Below are 18,124 nucleotides of genomic sequence, written 5' to 3' on the forward strand. Positions count from 1 at the left end.
CCAGGGTTGACCTTACCCTCTCCCGCAGGTCTGTCACAGAATTTCCCACCCGCGAGGTGGGTGCCCCGCTTCACTCCGACCCGACGTCCCCCGTCGGTTCCCCGGAGTCCTCGCGCGCCACCTCCCGGGCCGTCCGGGCCCAGCGCCCGCGCAGTCGGGACTCGGAGGCCAGGGCTTCGTCCCAGGACGGCCCGTCGGGCAGCAGGCGCGGTGCGTGCTCCAGGACAAGCCGCTCCAGTGCCAGCTCCTCGCACAGCCTTCGCAGCCCCACCGTGTCCAGCCCGCACGCGGTGAGGTACGCCTCACGCCGGCCAGGCGCGACGCCCCGTGCGTCCCACCACGCGGCCTCCTCCGCGTCCACCTCGTCGGAGGTCGCCGTCAGCCCCAGTGTCCGCGCCTGCCCCGCGAGCAGCGCCCGGCGCAGACCCGCCTCGGCCATCTCCACCGCATCAGGGGCTTCGCGCAGCGCCTCCAGCACGCGCCCCGAGGGCACCGCGCCGCCGCGAACCTGCGTCACGTCATCCATCAACCGGCGACGACGCACGAGCGACGAGGGCGACTGTCGCGCTCCCATCGAAGCCGGCGTCCCCGAAGCCGCCCACTCCGCCGCGGCCTGGACGCAGGCGATGGCGTCCAGCCGCTTCAGGTCCTCGGCACCCGCCGGGAACCACGCCTCCCAGGCTGCTCGCGTGGACTCCGTCCATCCTGGACGCACGCGCTCCAGTACGCGGGGCCAGGTGCGCTCCTGGTAGAAGAGGTCGTCCGCCGCCTGCACCAGCGCACTCGCCGCGTCGCGCCCGAGCACCCGCGCCGCCCTCGCGCGCTCCGCCACGTGCCGCACGTTGACGAGCGGCACGGTGAGCGGCCGCCAGCCGTGCTCCGCGTCCGCGTGCAGCAGGGCGACCTCGGAGTCGTCCACCACCACTCCATCCCGGTACCACGCGAAGATGCGCCCCACGCCCACCATGCCGTGCGGTGCCAGCTCGGCGGCGCGCAGCGCTCCCATGCTCGCGCCGCCGAAGACGGCGACGCCCGCCTCCAGCGCCGCCAGGATTTCGTGGTGCCACACCGAAGGCTGCGCCTCGAAGACGCCGTCCACCAGGGCGATGGCCCGGGGCCGAAGGCTCAGCGCGCGCCACACGTCCCCCTGCCGCGCCGGAGGCAACACCGTGCACGGAGCCAGCCGCCGCGCCTCGTCCGCCGGCAACGAGGGCCCCAGGAAGACCACCAGCGCGTCCGTTCGCCGCGTCATAGAAGCTCCGAGATGCGCATGCCCGGCACCACCACCCGCCGCACGTGCAGTCCGGTGACGGGCGAGTCCAGCTCCACCGCGGCCACTCGCGCGAAGCCGGCGCGCTTCAGCAGCTCCAGCACGCGCCGCACCCTTCGCGCAGCCGGCGCCTTCGCGTGAGCACCGAGGTCCGGCATGTCCTCGGCCCGCCTTCTCGGGCGCACCTGCGCGCAGGCGTCCGCGAAGCCGCGCGCGGCCTCACGGTCCGTCGAGTCCACGTCCTCGCGCGCGCCGTGGATGTCCGTCAGTCGCGACTGGGCCGCCTCCAGCAGGGCCTTCAGGAGCGCCTCGTCCCGGCCCAGGGCACACGCATAACCCGCGGTGAGTGGAACGGGCCCTTCCTCCAAATCCACCAGCACCGCCGCGCCCACCGGCAGCCCCACCGCGCCGGGCGTGCGCTTGGAAGGTGTGACGTCGAAGAGGTACACGCCGAAGCCCCGCTCCCGCAGCGTCTCCGCCAGCTTCGACGTGCGAGGCGCCGCCTCCAACAGCTCCGAGGGCCGCAGCAGGCGTTGCCGCACGCCTTCCTCCGTCCACCCCTCGGGCAGCGTCCGGGAGAGCTGGTCTCGCTCCGTCGCCTCCAGCAGCGCGTGCAGCAGGGCCTGTCCCGCGTCCAGATGTGCCCCGGAGCCGTTGCTCGTCCACGCCGCCGCCACCGGCCCCAACGCGGGCCCTTCCGGAGGAGGCACGTGGATGCCCTGCGCGGGCACCCACACCGAGCGCCCCGAGTTCAGCTCGGTGGCTTCACGCCAGGCGCAGCGCACTCCTTCTCCCCACAGACGTGGGGCCACGAGCGCGCCCGCGGAACCGAGCGACTCCGCGCCCCACAGGGAGCCCAGCCGGCCGTCCAGCTCCGACCGTGAGCCCCACATGAGCCGGCCCGGCATCACCGTCTCCGCCGCCCACAGCTCCGCTGTCTCCAGCAGCGCGCCCCACGAGGCGTCGGAGTACGTGAGGCCCTTGCCGTTGCACACCTGGAGCACGTGGCCTCCGGGCCGCACGGCGCACGCCACTTCGACTCCGGTCCGGTCCAGTCCGGTGACACGCGCCACTCGCGTCACGCCCATGGCCCGGGCCAGCCGTCGGGGAAACTCCTGCGAGGAAAAGACGTCCTGGGTCGGCCGCACGGGCGCGGACCTTACCTTGAAACGCGCTCACACCACGGGCTTGCGCCACGAGCGGGACAGATGGGGTGCGTCGCTCTCCTGGGCGAAACGGCGTGCCAGCTCCGCCGTCCCGCCGCGTCCCTGCGCGAGCATGAATGCGAGCTCCGACGGCAGGAGGGCCTTGATGGTGACGAGCAGCACCTCGCCCGCGGGCGTGGGGAACCGCCGGGGGAGTGTGCTCGACTCCATCCCCAGCAACACGGCGACGCGGCCTTCGCTCGTGACGAGCGGCTCGGGCATCGCGTCCCCGGAGACCTCCATCGACATGAGGCCCCGGTGCAGCCAGGTGCGCACGTTCTCGTGCTCCGCCACCTCGTCGGCCACCTCGCGCAGCAGGCGCAACTGCCAGCTCGCGCGAACCTCGGGGAGGGGTTCGTTCGTTTCGATGGCGAGCTCGAGACCGAACCCTGTCGTGAGCGCGTCACGGTCGATGAAGGGGTCCGAGAGGCCGTCGGTGACGAGGAGCGTGCTTCCCGACTCGCGATGGATGACCCGCCAGGCCTGGCGATGCCCCGGCCAGTCCGGGCCACTCGGGATGATGGGGATGATGGCGGCTTCTTCCAACCGCCCCATCGAGTTCCACGCCGCGTCGCGCGCCGTGTCCATCTGCTTCAGGCGGGCGCGGTGTCTCTGCTCCCAGGTGTCCTTCTCGCTCACGGCTAAGGAGTCAGGGCCGGTGACGTCCTCGAACTTCAGGCCCGTGACGCCCGCTCGCTCCAGTGCGTCCTTGATGTCCTCGGAAACGATGAGGGCCGCCGGCCAGCCCCAGGGACGAAAGACCTTCGCATCTCCGACCTGCGCAGGGTCGATGCGCATGCCGTGGACTGCGCTGTACTCGCCCACCTGCTCGGGCTCATCGTCCTCCGGAGTCCAGTGCTGCACCTCCGTGGATGCTTTCTCGTCGATGCACTTCACGACGCGGAGCACGTTGAGGATGAAGTACTTCTGGGAGCGCGATTCGACGTCCACCGGGATGAGCTGAACCTGTCCAGGCGCCAGTTCCGCGAACACATTGGCAGCCTTTTCATCGACGACGGGAACGGCAGCTCCAGCCTCGGAGAAGCCCAAGGCCTGTCCCTGAACCGTGACGGGAATCCTGATGCATCCATCAATGTCAGCGCGCTCTCCTCGCCTGAAGGTCCAGATCCTGAGCCTCTGCCCCTGCGAATCGAGCGGCACTCCCAGCGCCCACTGGTCAGGCGGATAGACGTCATCCAGAAGTTCGAAGTACCTGGTGGACATCAAGTGTTCCTCACGTCATCGACTGGCGGGGCAGCCGGCGCACTATCCGCCAGCACAGCGACCCCGGCCAGACAGGCCCCCACGTCGAGCAACCGGGGCAGCAGCGCCCCCATCGAAACGTGGTAGGGGTGAACCGAGCCTGGCCCCCCAGGAAGAGGACCCACCGGAATGCTTGCCGTCGGAGACTCCGCGCCGGACTTCACCGCCACCGACTGTCACGGTGCGCCCCTGCACCTGTCCTCGCTGCGCGGCCGGCGCGTGGTCCTCTTCTTCTTCCCCAAGGCCTTCACCGTCGGCTGCACCATCGAGAACAGGGCCTTCCGGGACAACCACCAGCTCGTCAAGTCACTCGGCGCGGAGCTGGTGGGCGTGTCCGTGGACACGCAGCGCACGCAGTGCGAGTTCGCCGCGAAGGAGGACATCCACTTCGCCCTGCTCGGTGACGAGAACCGCGACATCAGCCGCGCCTATGACGTGCTCTGGCCCGTGCTCAACATCGACCGGCGCGTCACCTTCATCATCGCCCCCGACGGCCGCATCGAGCACGTCATCCGCCACGAGGTGCGCGTCTACCGCCACCTCGACGACGTGCTCCGCTACCTGCGCGCCAACCCCCTCGCCAGCTGAGGGCCGGTGCGCGGGCCTCACTCCCAGGCGAAGTGGTACTCGCAGTGCGGCGCGCCCCGGGCGCGGCACAGCGGGTGGGTGGTGTTCACCGCGCGGCCACCGGACAGCTCGATGGCCCGCTCGTGCCAGCCGATAATCGTGAGGCAGTCCGTCTCCGTGACGTTCTCCGCCCCGAAGGTGCGCAACACCGCGCCGTGAGCGCCCGTCTGCTCGTACGTGCGCGAGCCCACCGCATAGTAGAAGCGGTAGATCTGCGGCGCCTGGCTGAGCAGGAACTGCGGGTCCCCGGGCCGCACGAAGACGTGCTGCGCCCCGTGGAGCGCCTCCTCGGCGGACGCGCGGCCCATGTCGATGAAGGCCCTGCGCTTGTCCTCCGGCGACATCACCTCCGCGATGGCCGTGTCCAGCCGCAGGTTCAACTCCAGCGGATACCAGGCGATGGGAAGAATCATCTTCCGCAACAGCGCCTGGTCCTCCGGCGGAAGCCGCCGCAGCACCTCGTCCACCCGAACCTGCCCGCCGTGATGGCGCAGCATGTTCAGCCGGGAGATGAGCACTCCACCCTTGATGCGAGAGCTAGAGCCTTCCGTCACCATGCCCCGTCCGTGGTTGCAAGCAGTCAGGCATTCTGTCAGCGGGCCCGCGTCACCAGCAACCCGGCACGGCACGATAGCCCCACCCAACGTGCTGCAATTCCTGCACAATCTGTAATCTCCGGCACCAACCGTATCGAAAATAACCTTCTGGGGGTCCGGGGGTTGGAGGGGTGTGAGTCCGGGAGACACAGGCGGGCGGGTGGTGGCGCTGCCTTCGCGCGGGGCCCGGCCGGGACTGGAGCGGGCCTCGGACGAGGACTTGTGCCGGGCCTTCCTGGAGGGCGAGCCGGCGGCCTTCGAGGTGCTGGTGATGCGGCACCGCTCGCTCGTCTTCTCGCTGGTGCGGCGCTACGTGTCGCGCCCCGAGGACGCGGCGGACCTGGCGCAGGCGGCCTTCCTGCGCGCTTTGGAGGCGTCACGCCGCGTCTTCTCGCGCTTCACGCCGACGGGCCCCGCGCCCTTCCGCGCGTGGCTGGTGCGCATCGCCATCAACCTGGCGAAGAACCATGCGCGCCAGGGCCAGCGGTGGCGGCCGGTGCTGGTGGAGGCGGGGCCGGAAGCGCTGGCGGTGGACCCGACGGAGTCCGCGCAGGAGGGGTTGGAGCGCGGTGAGCGCGAGCGTCAGGTGCGCGCCGCGGTGCTGGCCCTGTCCCGCCGCCAGCGCGAGGTGCTGACGCTGCGAATCGACGGCGGGCTGTCCTTCAAGGACATCGCCCAGACGCTGCGAATCACGGAGAACAACGCGAAGGTGCAGTTCCACCACGCGGTGAAGCGGTTGAAGACGCAGGTGGGCGTGCCCGAGGAGAAGAGTTGATGGCCGCGTGCCCTGAATACGAGGTGCTGCTGGACGTGCACGCCACGGGAGGCCTGGAGACGGACGAGGCCGCCCGCGTCCAGGCCCATGTGAAGACGTGCGAGGGGTGCCGCGAGGCCCTCGCGTCCACGGTGGGCGTGCTCATGCTGGCGGAGCTGCCGCCCCTCTCGGCCGAGGAGAAGTCCGAGGTGCAGGAATTGCCCCGGCGCACCCTGTCCGCCTGGCGGCGGGACGCGCAGCACCGGGGCTTGAGGCGGCGGACGCTCGGCTCCATCGCGGCCGCGGCGGCGGTGGTGGCGCTGATGCTGCTGGTACCGGGCAGGCTCCAGGGCTTCCGGAATGGCACCGGCACGGTGACGACTCCGAACACCCCCTCGGCGTCCGTGGACGCCGAGGAGGTGGACGCGGAGACGATGGCCGCCATCGAGGCCTGGGCCGGCCTGGAGCCGCTCGACGAGGACCCGGACGCGCCGGACGACGGCGACGTCATGGACGAGGACATGGACTTCGACCTGGGAGAGACGCTGTGAGGACGATGAAGCGGACGCGGACGGCGGCGCTGGCGCTGGTACTGCTGCCCTGGGTGGTGATGGCGGAGCCTGGCCGGGAGGACAAGGACAAGGACCGGGGTGCCCGCGACGCGGAGCGCATCGAGCGCGTGGAGAAGCGCCAGCGGCTGCGACAGGTGCTGGAGCTCTCCGACGCGCTGGAATTGGACAACGCGCAGGCGCTGAAGATGGAGGAGACGCTGCGCCGGTTCGACGAGCGGCGCCGCCCGCTGCGCGAGCAGGTGCGCGACGCCGTGCGCACCCTCCATCAGGCTGCCCGGGGAGACGCAGCGGCCCAGCCGCAGGTGGACGCGGCCGCCCAGCGCGCCTTCGAGGCACGGGAGCGCATCGCCTCGCTCGACAAGGAGATGTACCAGGCCCTGGCGAAGGAGCTTCCGCCGGCGAAGCGCGCGATGCTCGCCCTCACCCTCGCGCGCAGTGAGGGGAAGCTGAAGCTCGGCAAGTGGAAGCGCAACGGCGTCGTCCCGGAGCTGCCGCTCATCGACTGAGCCGTCCCTCAGGGCGAGGGCTGCTCCGGGAGTGTGGCCGAGGCTTCCGGGGCGCGGCCCTCGTGCGGATGTTCGGGCAGGTACAGGGGCCGCTCCAGCCGCGCCCGGTCCCACCCGCCCAGGTCCGCGCAGGCGTCGTAGGTGCTCTGGAAGAAGTCGAGCAGCAAGGCCCTCGGATTCCCGGCGCGCCGGACGTCGTCGTAGGTCAGCAGGTACTCATTGAAGCCGCCCTGGTCATAGCGGGCCGCGGCGGGACGGACGCTCGCGGTGGAGTAGCCTTCTGGTTCCGGCGCGGCGTAGGAGTAGAAGGCGGCCCCCTTCGTCTCCGGGGTGCCCGGCCAGAAGCCGGCGCTGCACACCTCCTCGCAGTACGACTCGCGGGTGATGATGTCCGCGCCGGGACGCTCCGGCGCGAGGCGGCCGGAGAAGCGCGTCACCGCCAGGTCGAAGCCCCCCCAGAAGAAGTGGACCGGGCTGCACTTGCCGGTGAAGCGCGTCCGGAACTCCTCGAGGACGAGCGCCGACTGGAGCAGCGCCTGGAACCAGCGCTGCACGTACTCGGGCTGGTAGGTGGCGTGGTGCCGGTCCTCGCTGAAGCGGGTGGTGTCGTCGGGAATCTCGACGGGCACGTCCCAGATGCGCACCTCGACGCCGAGCGAGCGCAGCGTCGCCATGACGTCCCGGTAGAACTCCGCGACGGGCCGGGACTCCAGCGCGAGCACCCGCGTCTCTCCCCCGCTCGTGCGGAAGAGCAATTCGTGCCCGACGAAGTCGAAGTCCACCTCGAAGCCGCCGCTGCCGTAGGGAATGAGCCCCGTCGTCAGCCCGCGCGCCATCACCCGGAACGTGACGTTCCACCAGTGGTTCTGCGGCGGCGTGAGCGCGAGCTTCACCTTCCCCAGGATTTGCGTGTACCGATGCAGCGTGGCCTGGCTGTCCCGCCAGGCCTCCAGCGGCAGTTCCGGCCAGGCCGCTTCCCGAGTGTCCATGGAGCCCCTCCACAGGCCAGGTTCGCCTTGAGGATGGGGGCGGGGCCCGCGCCGGTGCCACGCGGAAGGCGAAGGCCGCACGGCATGAGGACGGGAAGCGGAGCGTCAGGCCCCGCGAGCCCCCATGCGTGCGGCCGGGTGCAGCCAGCGGACGGCTCCTCGCCGCCCGCCTCCAGAGAAGGGCTACTTCTGCGAGAGCGCGCCGTCCAGGGCCGTCTTCAGCTCGGCGCTGTCGGGCGTCACCGAGCTCGGGAAGGCGGCCTTCACCTGGCCGTCCTTGCCCACCACGTACTTGTGGAAGTTCCACTTGGGCGCGGGGTGGTTGCGCGAGAGGAACTCGTAGACGGGGGACTGGCCCTCGCCCTTCGTCTTCACCTTCTCGAACATGGGGAAGGTGATCTTGTAGCGCAGCTCGCAGAACTTCTTGATTTCCGCCGCGCTGCCCGGCTCCTGGCCGCCGAAGTCGTTGGAGGGGAAGCCCACCACCACGACGCCCTTGTCCTTGTACTCCTGGTACAGCTTCTCCAGGCCCGCGTACTGCGGCGTGTAGCCGCACTCGGAGGCGGTGTTCACCACCAGGACGACCTTGCCCTGGAAGTCGGACAGCTTCTCCGACGTGCCGTCCAGGCGATTGGCGGAGAGGTCGTGCAGGGACATGGGCTTCTTCTCGCTCTGGGGCTCGGCCTTGGCGGCCGGAGGCGGCGTGGGGGTGGACTTCGCGGGCTTGTTCTCGGCGAGCGCCGGGGTGACGGCGAGCGCCGCGACAAGGGACAGGGTGTGGAGGGTTCGCATGCGTCCGCAAGGATGCCGGAACCCCGCACGGGTTTCACGCCCTCCGTGCCGAGGCTCTCGGACGGGTGTCCTCACCGGAAAAGAGTGACTTGAGCACCCGCCCGGTGGGCGTCTTCAGCTTCGCCACTTCACGAGGCGTGCCGGTCGCCACGATGTGGCCACCCTCCTCGCCCCCCTCGGGCCCCAATTCCACCACGTGTTCCGCCGCGCCGATGACGGACGGGTGGTGCTCGATGACCACCAGCGTGTCGCCGCGGTCCACCAGCCGGCCCATGAAGGTGATGAGCTTCTCCACGTCGCCCAGGTGCAGGCCCGTGGTGGGCTCGTCCAGCACGTACAGCGTGGGCTCGTGCCGAGCGGTGGCCGTCAGCTCCGCGGCCAGCTTCAGCCGCTGCGCCTCTCCGCCGGACAGGGTGTTGGAGCCCTGGCCCAACTGCAGGTAGCCGACACCCAGGTCGGCCAGGCACTCCAGCGGCGCGGCCACCCGGGGCAGCGCGCGGAAGACGTCCTTCGCCTCGTCGGCGGACAGCCGGAGCACGTCGCCGATGGACAGCCCGTTGTAGCGGACCTCCAGCGTGGCCGCGTCGAAGCGCGCGCCGTTGCACGCCTCACACGGCGTCACCACGTCCGGGAGGAAGGACATCTCGTGGGAGATGGCGCCCTGCCCCTCGCACGCGGTGCACCGGCCACCCTGGGCCGAGTTGAACGAGAAACGCGTGGCCGTGAAGCCGCGAATCTTCGCCTCGGGCGTGGCCGCGAATACGCGGCGCAATTCGTCCCAGATGCCCAGGAAGGTCGCCGGCACCGAGCGCGGCGTGCGGCCGATGGGCGACTGGTCCACCGACAGGACGCGCTTGATGGACTCCACCCCGCGCAGCGAGTCGAACGCCCCCGGCTTCACGGTGACGAGCTCGAGCTTCTCGCGCAGCGCGGGGTACAGCACCTGGCGAATCAGCGTGCTCTTCCCCGAGCCGGACACGCCCGAGACGACGTTGAGCCGTCCCACCGGGAGCTTCAGGTCCACGCGCTTGAGGTTGTTGGCGCGCGCGCCCTTCAACTCCAGCCACTGCGTGGGCTCGCCGCGCCCGGACGGAGGCCGCACCTGCGCCGCCTTCAGCGCGCGGGCCGTGGGCGAGTCACCCTCCAGCACCACGTCCGGCGCGCCCTCCGCGAGGATGTGCCCGCCGCCACGCCCGCCCGTGGGGCCCAGGTCCAGCAGGTGGTCCGCCGCGCGGATGGTGTCCGAGTCGTGCTCCACCACCAGCACCGTGGAGCCCGTGGCCACCAGGGCGCGCAGGTTGTCCAGCAGGCGGTGCGTGTCACGCGGGTGCAGGCCGATGGTGGGCTCGTCCAGCACGTACATGGCGCCGGTGAGGCCCGCGCCCAACTGCGCGGACAGCCGCAGCCGCTGCATCTCCCCACCCGACAGCGAGGCCGCGTTGCGGTCCAGTGAGAGGTAGCCCAGGCCCACGCGCTCCAGGAACTCCAGGCGCCGCAGCAGCTCCTGGCGGGACTGCTCGCCAATCAGCGCCCGGTCCCCCTTGAACTTCCACGTGCGCACGCGCGCCAGCGTCGAGGCGACGGACTGCTGCACCACCTCGTGGTAGCGCGCGGACTCCAGCCGCACGCCGCGAGGCACCGGGGCCAGCCGGCTTCCGTCGCACGTGCGGCACGGCGCCGTCTCCCCCTCGGCCATGGCCTCCGCGCCGCCCTGCACGCCGGTGCCCTCGCAGGACTCGCAGCGGCCCTGCTTCGTGTTGAAGGAGAACCAGCGCGGGTCCAATTCCGGCACGGCGGTGCCGCACTTCGGACAGGTGCGCTCGGTGGACAGCAGCGTCTCACCCTTCCCGCCGCCCACCTTCAGCGCGCCCTGGCCCCAGCCCAGCGCCTTGTCGAAGACTTCGCGCGGCAGCTTCGACAGCTTGCCTTCGTACATGACGAGGTCGATGTCGTGCTCGCGCGTCTTCGTCAGGCGCGGCGGGTCATCCGTCGAGGACAGCTTCCCGTCGACCATCGCCTGCGCAATCCCCCCGCGCGCCGCGGCGGCGAAGACGTCCAGGTAGGTGCCCTTGCGCGCGCGCACCGCCGGCGCCAGCACCGTGCCCTCGCCCTTCATGGCCGTGAGCTGCGCGTAGAGCACGTCCGGAGTGGTGGAGGCGATGGGCGAGTCGTCGCGCGGGCAGTGCGGCTCACCCAGCTTGGCGAAGAGGAGGCGCAGGTAGTGCGCCACCTCGGTGACGGTGGCCACGGTGCTGGTGGCGCCCGCACGAGAGGTGCGCTGCTCCAGCGCCACGGAGGGCGGCAGCGAGCCGATGCGCTCCACGTCCGGGCGGGGCATGGTGGGGAGGAACTGGCGCGCGTACGGGCTCAGCGTCTCCAGGAAGCGCCGCTGGCCTTCCGCGAACACCACGTCGAACACCAGCGAGCTCTTCCCCGAGCCGCTCGGCCCCGTCACCACCGTCATCTTGCCGAGGGGAATCCGGCAGGACACGTCCTGCAGGTTGTGCTCGCGCGCGTGCTCCACCTCAATCGCGGGCACCGCGTCCTTCCCCGGCCGGCGCAGCTTCACCGAGCGCCCCAGGGGCTTGTGCTCGCCGCGCAGCGCCTTCGCGGTGGCGCCGTTCGCGCGGGCCACGTCGTCGGGGGTGCCCTCGGCCACGAGCCGGCCGCCATCGCGCCCGCCCACCGGACCCAGGTCGATGACCCAGTCCGAGCCCTTCATCACCGACACGTCGTGGTCCACGACGATGACACTCGCACCCCGGTCCACCAACTCGTGCAGCGCGGAGATGACGTGGCGCACGTCCTCCGCGTGCAGGCCGGCGCTGGGCTCGTCGATGAGGAAGAGCGTGCCCTTCGCATTGCTGGCCAGCGCGCGCGCCAGCTTCAGCCGCTGCGCCTCGCCGCCCGACAGCGTGGACAGGGGCTGGCCCAGCGGCAGGTAGCCCAGGCCCAGCCGCGCCGCCGGCCCCAGCGTGCGCTGGAGGGCCGCGTCGTCACCGAAGTGCTGGAGCACCTCCGCCACCGTCATCTCCAGCACCTGCGCCACGCTGAAGCCCTGGTGGCGCACGGCGAGCACGTCCTCCTTGAAGCGCCGGCCCCGGCACGCCGCGCACAGGAGCGCCACGTCCGCGAGGAACTGCATCTCCACCGTCTCGTAGCCCTCGCCCGAGCACGCCTCGCACCGGCCCTTGTCCACGTTGAAGGAGAAGTGCGCCGCGGTGAGGCCGCGCACCTCCGCGTCCGGCTCCGCGGCGAAGCGCTCGCGCAGCCGGTCCCACGCCTTGGTGTACGTGGCCGCGTTGCCGCGCGACGTACGCCCCAGCGGGGACTGGTCCACGAAGGTGACGTCCTCCACCGCCTCCATCCCCTCCAGCGCCTCCACCGCGCCCGGGGCCTCCACGTCCTTCACGCCCAGCCGCCGCGCCAGGTGCCGGTAGAGCACCTCGTCCATCAGCGTGCTCTTGCCCGAGCCGCTCGGCCCCGTAATCGCACACATCACGCCCAGCGGCACGCGCACGGACAATTCCTTCAGGTTGTGCTCGCGCGCGCCCTTCACCACCAGCTCGCCCTTGCGCTGGCGCGGCGTGCGCTTCGTCTCGCCGCTCCCGGCCAGCATCCGGCCGGTGGGCAGGTCCGCCTTCTTCGCCAGCGCCTCGGGGGTGCCGTCGAAGCACAGCGTCCCGCCCTGCTTCCCCGCCCCGGGGCCCAGTTCCAGCACGCGGTGCGCGGAGCGGATGACCAGCGGGTCATGCTCGATGACCAGCGCGATGTTGCCCCGCTCCGCCAGCTCGGCGATGGCCTCCGTCAAGGGCGGCACGTCGCCCGGGTGCAGGCCCACGGTGGGCTCGTCCAGCACGAAGAGCGCGCCCGTCAGCGACGTGCCCAGCGCCGCGGTGAGGGACACGCGCTGCGCCTCGCCGCCCGACAGCGTGCGCGCCTGTCGGTCCAACGTGAGGTAGCCCAGGCCCACCCGCTGCAGGTAGCGCAGGCGGCCGGCCAGCTCGCGCCGGGCCAGGTCTCCCTGCCCGGTGGTGGTCTTCAGCGCCTCCAGTCGCGCCAGCGCGTCCGTCAGCTCCAGCCCGTGCCACGAGGGCAGATCCAGCCCGCCCACGCGGTACGCGCGGGCCTGCTCGTTGAGCCGCGCGCCGCCGCAGTCCTTGCACAGCGAGTAGGCGCGGTAGCGGGCCAGCAGCACGCGCACGTGCATCTTGTACGTGCGGCCCTCCATCCACCGGAACCACGCGCGCACGCCCGGGTAGGCGCGGCCGTCGCGGTAGTCACCCTCGCCCTCCAGCACCAGCTCCTGCTGCTCCGGCGTCAGCTCCCCCCAGGGCTTGTCCATGGAGATGCCCCGCGCCTTGCACCAGCGCTGGAGCATGCCGCGCTCCCACGACGTGGACTGACCGGACCACGGGCGGATGGCGCCCTTCGACAGGCTCAGCGTGGGGTTGGGAATCACCTTGCCCCAGTCGATGCCGATGGTGCGCCCGAAGCCGCGGCACGCCGCGCACGCGCCCACCGGGGACTGGTAGCTGAAGAGGCCGGGCCGCGCGGGCTCGAACTCCTTCGCGCACTTCGGACACACCAGGCCGCGCCGCAGCCGGTGGGGGGCCTGGCCGGGGATGAAGGCCAGCGCCTCGCCGTCCGCGCGCGCCCATGCGTCCTCCAGTGCCTGCGTCACGCGCGACAACTGCGCGTCCGCCAGCTTCACCCGGTCCACCACCACGCGCGCCACGCCCGCCGGGTCCGTGGCCTCGGAGGGCTTCAGGGACTCCAGCTCCTTCACCTCGCCCTGCACCATCAGCCGGTGGTAGCCGTCCTTCAACAGCCGGGTCCGCGCGTCCAGGAACGCCGACGTGTCGGGGATGCGCACCGGGAAGGTGATGACGGCCTGCGCGTCCGGGTGCTCGCGGATGACGGCGGCCGCCGCCACGCGCGCGTCCGTGCGCACCGCCTCCACGCCGCACGTGGGGCACACCGGCACCGCCTCGCGCGTGAAGAGCGCGGACAGGTACGGCTCCACGTCCGCCAGCGTCGCCACCGTCGAGCGCGAACTCTTCACCGGGGCCCGCCGGTCCACCGCCACCCCGGCGGCCACGGGCTCGAGCGCATCCATGGGTGGCCGCTCCAGCCGCTCCAGGAACTGCCGGGCGTACGGGCTGAAGCTCTCCACGAAGCGCCGCTGCCCCTCGGCGTACAGGGTGTCGAGCGCCAGGCTGGACTTCCCCGCCCCGGACACGCCGGTGATGCAGACGAACTCCCCCTCCGCCAGGTCAACGGAGAGGTCCTTCAGGTTGTGCGTGCGCGCGCCTACGAGGTGGGTCTCATGCATGGAGGTCGCAGGTTTAACGAGCGGACACTTCTTCGCCAACGACAAGTAGGACCCTGGTGCAGTGGGCCCTCCCCCGGGTTGGGTGCCGGGCGAGCGGCTGCTAGAAGTAGAGCTTCCCGTGACTCTGGAGGTCCCCATGTCCGAAGCCACCGATAGGGCGCCTCCCCGGGACGCGCTGGTCCAGGCCTCCCCCTCCCTGGTGATGCTGGAAGTGGACGGCCGCACCGCGTCCGGCTTCGTGGCCTCGGCGGAAGGGCACCTCGTCACCAGCCTCCACGCGGTGGCCGGAGCGCGCAGCATCGGCGCGGTGATGTCGGATGGCGTGCGCTCGGAGGTGGTGCAGGTGGTGGCCCTGGACGAGCGGAGGGACCTCGCCATCCTCCGGCTGCCCCTGCCGGACATGGTGCCCGCGCTCGCGCTGTCCCCCCATCCGCTGCCCGCGGAGGGCGAGAGCGTCTACGTCCTGCGCGCGGTGGGAGGCCCTGCCCCGGAGGTGCGGACGCTGGAGGTGCGCGCGGTGCAGGTGCTGGGCGACTGGCTCACGCTGCTGGAGCTGACGCGCACCCTCGCGGAGGAGTCCTCGGGCGGCCCGGTGCTGGACGCGCGTGGCGCCGTGGTGGGCGTGGCCACCGCGGCCCTGGCCAACGGCCGCTCGCTGGGGCTCGTCATCCCCACCCGCTACGTGACGCCCCTGCTGCGCGGCACCGCGTCGGCGCCACTGTCCGCGCTGGAGGCCCCCCGGCGGAGGTCGGGCCGCGTGCGCCAGGTGCCCCAGCACCCGCTGAGCACGCTGGAGGGCGCCTCCATGAGCGCGGTGGAGTCCATCGCCAGCACCCTGGGCCAGGCCATCAACGTGGGCGCCCCCGCCTACAACCGGGGCGACATCGAGGGCTGCTACCGGCTCTACGCCCGCACCGCCGAGCAGCTCATCGACGAGCGCGGCGACTGCCCCGGCGCCCAGCGCGCCCTGCGCGACGGGCTTTTGCGCTGCGTGGACCTCAGTGACGCGGATGACCGGGCCTGGGCCCTGCGCGACACCTTCGACGGGCTGCTGGACGTCATCCAGCGCTGGCTCGCGGTCCGCCCCGCGGCGGCTCCGGGGCGAAAGCCGCCCCCGAAGCGGTTCCTCAACTGAAAGGCGCGCTCAGCGCTCCTCCCACACCACACGCAGGAGGTACCCGGTGGGCTGGCGCTCCAGCACCTCCACCCGCGGCGTCACCCGGGTGAGGCGCAGCACGCCCTCCACCACGCCCGCCACGAAGTCGGGCAGCGGGTCCGGGTCCAACACGCGCACCCGCCACTCGCGCGACTGTACGGGCTCCAGCAGCATCCGCATGTCCTCGCGCCCCGCCTTGAGGTACGTCGGCAGCCGCGTCAGGCACCGCTCCGTGCCCAGCAGCGGCGCGGCGGTGGCGAAGATGCGCCCCACCAGCGTCTGCGCGAAGCCCTCCAGGTACTTGTGCCCCAGCGCCCGGTTGGCGACCTCGGGCGGCTCCCCGGCGAAGGCGTAGCGCCGGGCCACCCCGAGCGCCGCCCGCCACACCGACAGCGGGTAGTATTCCTGCGCGGCCTCCGGGTCATAGCCAATGTCACGCAGCGACTGGGCAAAGCCCCCCGTGGGCTTCAGCGCGTGGACGAACAGCCCCTCGAAATTGCGCCGTGGCACCTGCACGGGCATGGGAAGCGGCCTCCGCGGCTCCAGGGCCGGCTCGCTCAATCCCCTCCGTTCCATCCGTGTCCCCCCTCCATCTGCACCGGGATGACCCGGTCCGGCCCGCACTGTACCAGCCGGGTGACTCCGTGCCCTCCAGTCCCCGGCTAACGCTAAGGACACCACACTTTTACAACCCGAAGGCTCGTGCAACGATGAATGTTTGTTCGCGAGGAGTCCGATGCGGGTCCTGATCGTCACCCAGGCCGGGGTGGACCTGGCGCCACTGGAGTCCCGGCTACGGGCACGGGGTCACACGGTTGTCACAGCGGCGCGTGACGCCGAGGTGCCGGCCGTCTGGCGCTCGGGCGCCTGTGCGCTCGTGGTGGTGGACGCCCACGGTCCGTCGTCACCCGTGCCCCTCCTGCGCGCCCTGCGCAGCCTCCCCGGCGGCGTGGAGGCGGTGGTGCTGCTCTTGGGGCCGCGCTCGGCGATGGGGACGCTGCACGCCGCCGTCGAGGCCGGCGCGGACGAGGTGCTGACGTGGCCGGCCGACGCGGCGGAGCTGGAGCTGCGGCTGGAATTGGCCGAGCGCCGCTTCGCCCGGCGCCAGAGCCGTACGAGCGTGCCGTATGGAGACGAGCTGCGCGACAGCCTGCTGTCGGTGTCCCCCGTCCCCACGTCCATCACCACCCTGACGGACGGCCGCATCGTCGCGGCGAACGACGCGTACTTCCAGGCCTTCGGCTACTCGCGCGACGAGGTCATCGGCCGCACCACGGTGGACCTGCGCCTGTGGGAGCGCCCCTTCGACCGCTCTCAAGTGGTGGAGCGGCTGAAGCGGCACGGCTCGGTGCGCGGGGTGGACGCGCAGTACCACACGCGCTCGGGCGAGGTGCGGCACACGCTCTTGTTCATGGGGCTGGTGCCCTACGCGGGCTCGCCGCACATCATCTCCTTCTTCCCGGACATCACCCCGCTGAAGCGGGCCGAGGAGGAGCTGCGCCGCTCCGAGGTGAGCTTCCGCACCCTCATCGAGAGCCTGCCGGACCTGATGGCCGTCTTCGACAAGGAGGCGCGCGTGCGCTACGCGAACCTCAAGGTGGCCGCGGCGCTGGGCTACACGGACGTGCGCGAGCTGATTGGCAAGCACATCTCCGACATCATCCCCGCGGAGGACTTCAAGTCGGCGGACGCGCGCATGCACGAGGCGCTGCGCACCGGCCGCGCCGCGCTCCAGGAGCGCCGGCTGCTGCGCAAGGACGGCAGCATCCTCTACGTGGAGTCCACCACCTTCCCCCTGCCCTTCGACGGCGAGGACGCCATCGTCTCCGTGTCGCACGACCTCACCGAGCGCCACCAGATGCAGGCGCGGCTTTTGCTCGCGGAGCGGATGGCGTCGGTGGGCACGCTGGCGGCGGGCGTGGCGCATGAAATCAACAACCCGCTGGCCTACCTCACGGCGAACCTCGCCTTCGCGCGCGAGGAGCTGAGCAACCTCCTGGCGGACGGCACGCGGGAGCTGGAGCCGAAGCTGGCGGGCTCGGTGGCGGACGCACGGTCCGCGCTCGCCGAGGCGCAGCAGGGCGCGGAGCGGGTGCGCACCATCGTCCGCGACTTGAAGACCTTCAGCCGGGTGGACTCGGCGGACAACACGGACGTGGACGTGCGGCAGGTGCTGGAGTCCACGCTGAACCTGGCGACCACCGAAATCCGCCACCGCGCGCAGTTGGTGAAGCAGTTCGACGAGGTGCCCCGGGTGCGCGCCAACGAGTCGCGCCTGGGCCAGGTGTTCCTCAACCTGCTCGTCAACGCCGCGCAGGCCATTCCCGGCGGCACGCCGGACCGGCACGAAATCCGGGTGGCCACACGCCTGGGCAGCGGCGGCCGGGTGATGGTGGAGGTGGCGGACACCGGCACGGGCATCCCTTCCGAGCACCTGCCGCGCCTGTTCGACCCCTTCTTCACGACGAAGGAGCCGGGCGTGGGCACCGGGCTCGGGCTGTCCATCTGCCACAGCCTCGTCGCGGCGCTGGGCGGCGAAATCCACGTGGAGAGCGAGCAGGGCAAGGGCTCCACCTTCCGCGTCCTGCTGCCCGCGTCGAAGCCGGCGGAGTCGGCCCCCGAAGCGCCTCCGCCCCCGCCGCCCTCCTCGGAGAAGCGGGGCCGGCTGCTGGTGGTGGACGACGAGCCGCTCGTCTGCACCGCGCTGGGGCGCACGCTGCGGCCCCACCATGACGTGACGCTGTCCACGCGCGCCCAGGAGGCGCTGGAGCGAATCGAGGCCGGCGAGCGCTTCGACGTCGTCTTCTGCGACCTGATGATGCCGGGCATGAGCGGCATGGACTTCTACTCGGCCCTGAAGGAGCGCTACCCGGAGCAGGCCCGGTGCGTGGTGTTCCTCACCGGCGGCGCCGTGACGCAGCAGGCCCGCGCCTTCCTGGAGACCGTCCCCAGCCCCCACATCGAGAAGCCCTTCGCCGGGCGGGAGTTGCTCTCCCTGGTGCAGGAGCGCCTGGGCCGCGCTTCCACATGACGCCGCGTGCCCTCACACTGCTACGGCG

At 71.7% G+C, this 18,124-nt stretch carries 14 protein-coding genes; 6 read left to right on the forward strand and 8 right to left on the reverse strand.

All coding sequences use genetic code 11. From position 1 onward, the window contains the following. Nucleotides 1–70: 70 nt before the first annotated feature. The 3 genes from OV427_RS06820 to OV427_RS06830 form a co-directional block, all read right to left on the reverse strand. On the reverse strand, nt 71–1,252 hold the full coding sequence (locus tag OV427_RS06820; RefSeq protein ID WP_267855297.1) for a TfuA-like protein: 1,182 nt from the start codon (nt 1,250–1,252) through the stop codon (nt 71–73). Beyond that, nucleotides 1,249–2,358: a YcaO-like family protein gene (locus OV427_RS06825; protein ID WP_420718350.1), complete on the reverse strand. Its 1,110-nt coding sequence runs from the start codon at nt 2,356–2,358 to the stop codon at nt 1,249–1,251. The genes OV427_RS06820 and OV427_RS06825 overlap by 4 nt, the downstream gene beginning before the upstream one ends. Nucleotides 2,359–2,445: 87 nt before the next feature. Further along, nucleotides 2,446–3,699 carry an imm11 family protein gene (locus OV427_RS06830; protein ID WP_324289941.1) on the reverse strand — a complete coding sequence of 418 codons (1,254 nt, stop codon included), beginning with the start codon at nt 3,697–3,699 and terminating at the stop codon, nt 2,446–2,448. A gap of 168 nt (nt 3,700–3,867) precedes the next feature. Between OV427_RS06830 and OV427_RS06835 the strand changes: the two genes are divergently transcribed. Next, nucleotides 3,868–4,326, forward strand: a complete 459-nt coding sequence (locus OV427_RS06835) for a peroxiredoxin (RefSeq protein WP_267855300.1) — start codon at nt 3,868–3,870, stop codon at nt 4,324–4,326. A gap of 17 nt (nt 4,327–4,343) precedes the next feature. Here OV427_RS06835 and OV427_RS06840 read toward each other — a convergent pair whose 3' ends face one another. Further along, nucleotides 4,344–4,922, reverse strand: coding sequence for a TIGR02265 family protein (locus OV427_RS06840; RefSeq protein ID WP_267855301.1), 579 nt, complete (start codon nt 4,920–4,922; stop codon nt 4,344–4,346). Nucleotides 4,923–5,094: 172 nt separating this feature from the next. On the opposite strand from OV427_RS06840, the gene OV427_RS06845 reads away from it, so the two are divergent. The 3 genes from OV427_RS06845 to OV427_RS06855 are packed head-to-tail and all read left to right on the forward strand — an operon-like array spanning nt 5,095 to nt 6,793. After that, entirely contained in the window at nt 5,095–5,736 is a 642-nt protein-coding gene (locus OV427_RS06845) for an RNA polymerase sigma factor (protein WP_267855302.1), read from the forward strand. After that, nucleotides 5,736–6,266: a zf-HC2 domain-containing protein gene (locus tag OV427_RS06850; RefSeq protein ID WP_267855303.1), complete on the forward strand. Its 531-nt coding sequence runs from the start codon at nt 5,736–5,738 to the stop codon at nt 6,264–6,266. The genes OV427_RS06845 and OV427_RS06850 overlap by 1 nt, the downstream gene beginning before the upstream one ends. Nucleotides 6,267–6,271: 5 nt before the next feature. Further along, nucleotides 6,272–6,793 (forward strand): hypothetical protein, encoded by a 522-nt coding sequence (locus tag OV427_RS06855; protein ID WP_267855304.1) that lies wholly within the window; start codon nt 6,272–6,274, stop codon nt 6,791–6,793. An 8-nt stretch (nt 6,794–6,801) separates the two neighbouring features. Here the strand turns inward: OV427_RS06855 and OV427_RS06860 are convergent, their stop codons facing one another. The 3 genes from OV427_RS06860 to uvrA all read right to left on the reverse strand — a co-directional run bounded on the left by OV427_RS06860 (nt 6,802) and on the right by uvrA (nt 13,909). Further along, complete coding sequence (locus tag OV427_RS06860; RefSeq protein ID WP_267855305.1) at nt 6,802–7,782, reverse strand: DUF5996 family protein; 981 nt, start codon at nt 7,780–7,782, stop codon at nt 6,802–6,804. A gap of 183 nt (nt 7,783–7,965) precedes the next feature. Continuing rightward, nucleotides 7,966–8,574: a glutathione peroxidase gene (locus OV427_RS06865; RefSeq protein ID WP_267855306.1), complete on the reverse strand. Its 609-nt coding sequence runs from the start codon at nt 8,572–8,574 to the stop codon at nt 7,966–7,968. A 34-nt stretch (nt 8,575–8,608) separates the two neighbouring features. After that, the gene (gene uvrA / locus OV427_RS06870; protein WP_267855307.1) at nt 8,609–13,909 is read right to left on the reverse strand and encodes an excinuclease ABC subunit UvrA; all 5,301 of its coding nucleotides are present in this window, start codon (nt 13,907–13,909) and stop codon (nt 8,609–8,611) included. Between the two features lie 136 nt (nt 13,910–14,045). Here uvrA and OV427_RS06875 point away from each other — a divergent pair, with 136 nt between their 5' ends. After that, on the forward strand, nt 14,046–15,044 hold the full coding sequence (locus OV427_RS06875) for a S1 family peptidase (protein ID WP_267855308.1): 999 nt from the start codon (nt 14,046–14,048) through the stop codon (nt 15,042–15,044). A 9-nt stretch (nt 15,045–15,053) separates the two neighbouring features. On the opposite strand, the gene OV427_RS06880 is transcribed toward OV427_RS06875, so the two are convergent. Then, on the reverse strand, nt 15,054–15,641 hold the full coding sequence (locus OV427_RS06880) for a DUF2378 family protein (protein ID WP_324289942.1): 588 nt from the start codon (nt 15,639–15,641) through the stop codon (nt 15,054–15,056). A gap of 160 nt (nt 15,642–15,801) precedes the next feature. Between OV427_RS06880 and OV427_RS06885 the strand changes: the two genes are divergently transcribed. Continuing rightward, nucleotides 15,802–18,096, forward strand: coding sequence for a PAS domain S-box protein (locus OV427_RS06885; protein WP_267855310.1), 2,295 nt, complete (start codon nt 15,802–15,804; stop codon nt 18,094–18,096). The last annotated feature ends 28 nt before the right edge of the window (nt 18,097–18,124 follow it).

Source organism: Pyxidicoccus sp. MSG2, assembly GCF_026626705.1.
Classification (GTDB): domain Bacteria; phylum Myxococcota; class Myxococcia; order Myxococcales; family Myxococcaceae; genus Myxococcus.

What these genes read in the sequence shown, in the direction of transcription:
- OV427_RS06820 (WP_267855297.1), bottom strand. Translation starts at nt 1,252, where the DNA reads ATGACGCGGCGAACGGACGCGCTGGTGGTCTTCCTGGGGCCCTCGTTG.
- OV427_RS06825 (WP_420718350.1), bottom strand. Translation starts at nt 2,358, where the DNA reads ATGGGCGTGACGCGAGTGGCGCGTGTCACCGGACTGGACCGGACCGGA.
- OV427_RS06830 (WP_324289941.1), bottom strand. Translation starts at nt 3,699, where the DNA reads ATGTCCACCAGGTACTTCGAACTTCTGGATGACGTCTATCCGCCTGAC.
- OV427_RS06835 (WP_267855300.1), top strand. Translation starts at nt 3,868, where the DNA reads ATGCTTGCCGTCGGAGACTCCGCGCCGGACTTCACCGCCACCGACTGT.
- OV427_RS06840 (WP_267855301.1), bottom strand. Translation starts at nt 4,922, where the DNA reads ATGGTGACGGAAGGCTCTAGCTCTCGCATCAAGGGTGGAGTGCTCATC.
- OV427_RS06850 (WP_267855303.1), top strand. Translation starts at nt 5,736, where the DNA reads ATGGCCGCGTGCCCTGAATACGAGGTGCTGCTGGACGTGCACGCCACG.
- OV427_RS06855 (WP_267855304.1), top strand. Translation starts at nt 6,272, where the DNA reads ATGAAGCGGACGCGGACGGCGGCGCTGGCGCTGGTACTGCTGCCCTGG.
- OV427_RS06860 (WP_267855305.1), bottom strand. Translation starts at nt 7,782, where the DNA reads ATGGACACTCGGGAAGCGGCCTGGCCGGAACTGCCGCTGGAGGCCTGG.
- OV427_RS06865 (WP_267855306.1), bottom strand. Translation starts at nt 8,574, where the DNA reads ATGCGAACCCTCCACACCCTGTCCCTTGTCGCGGCGCTCGCCGTCACC.
- uvrA (WP_267855307.1), bottom strand. Translation starts at nt 13,909, where the DNA reads ATGCATGAGACCCACCTCGTAGGCGCGCGCACGCACAACCTGAAGGAC.
- OV427_RS06875 (WP_267855308.1), top strand. Translation starts at nt 14,046, where the DNA reads ATGTCCGAAGCCACCGATAGGGCGCCTCCCCGGGACGCGCTGGTCCAG.
- OV427_RS06880 (WP_324289942.1), bottom strand. Translation starts at nt 15,641, where the DNA reads ATGGAACGGAGGGGATTGAGCGAGCCGGCCCTGGAGCCGCGGAGGCCG.
- OV427_RS06885 (WP_267855310.1), top strand. Translation starts at nt 15,802, where the DNA reads ATGCGGGTCCTGATCGTCACCCAGGCCGGGGTGGACCTGGCGCCACTG.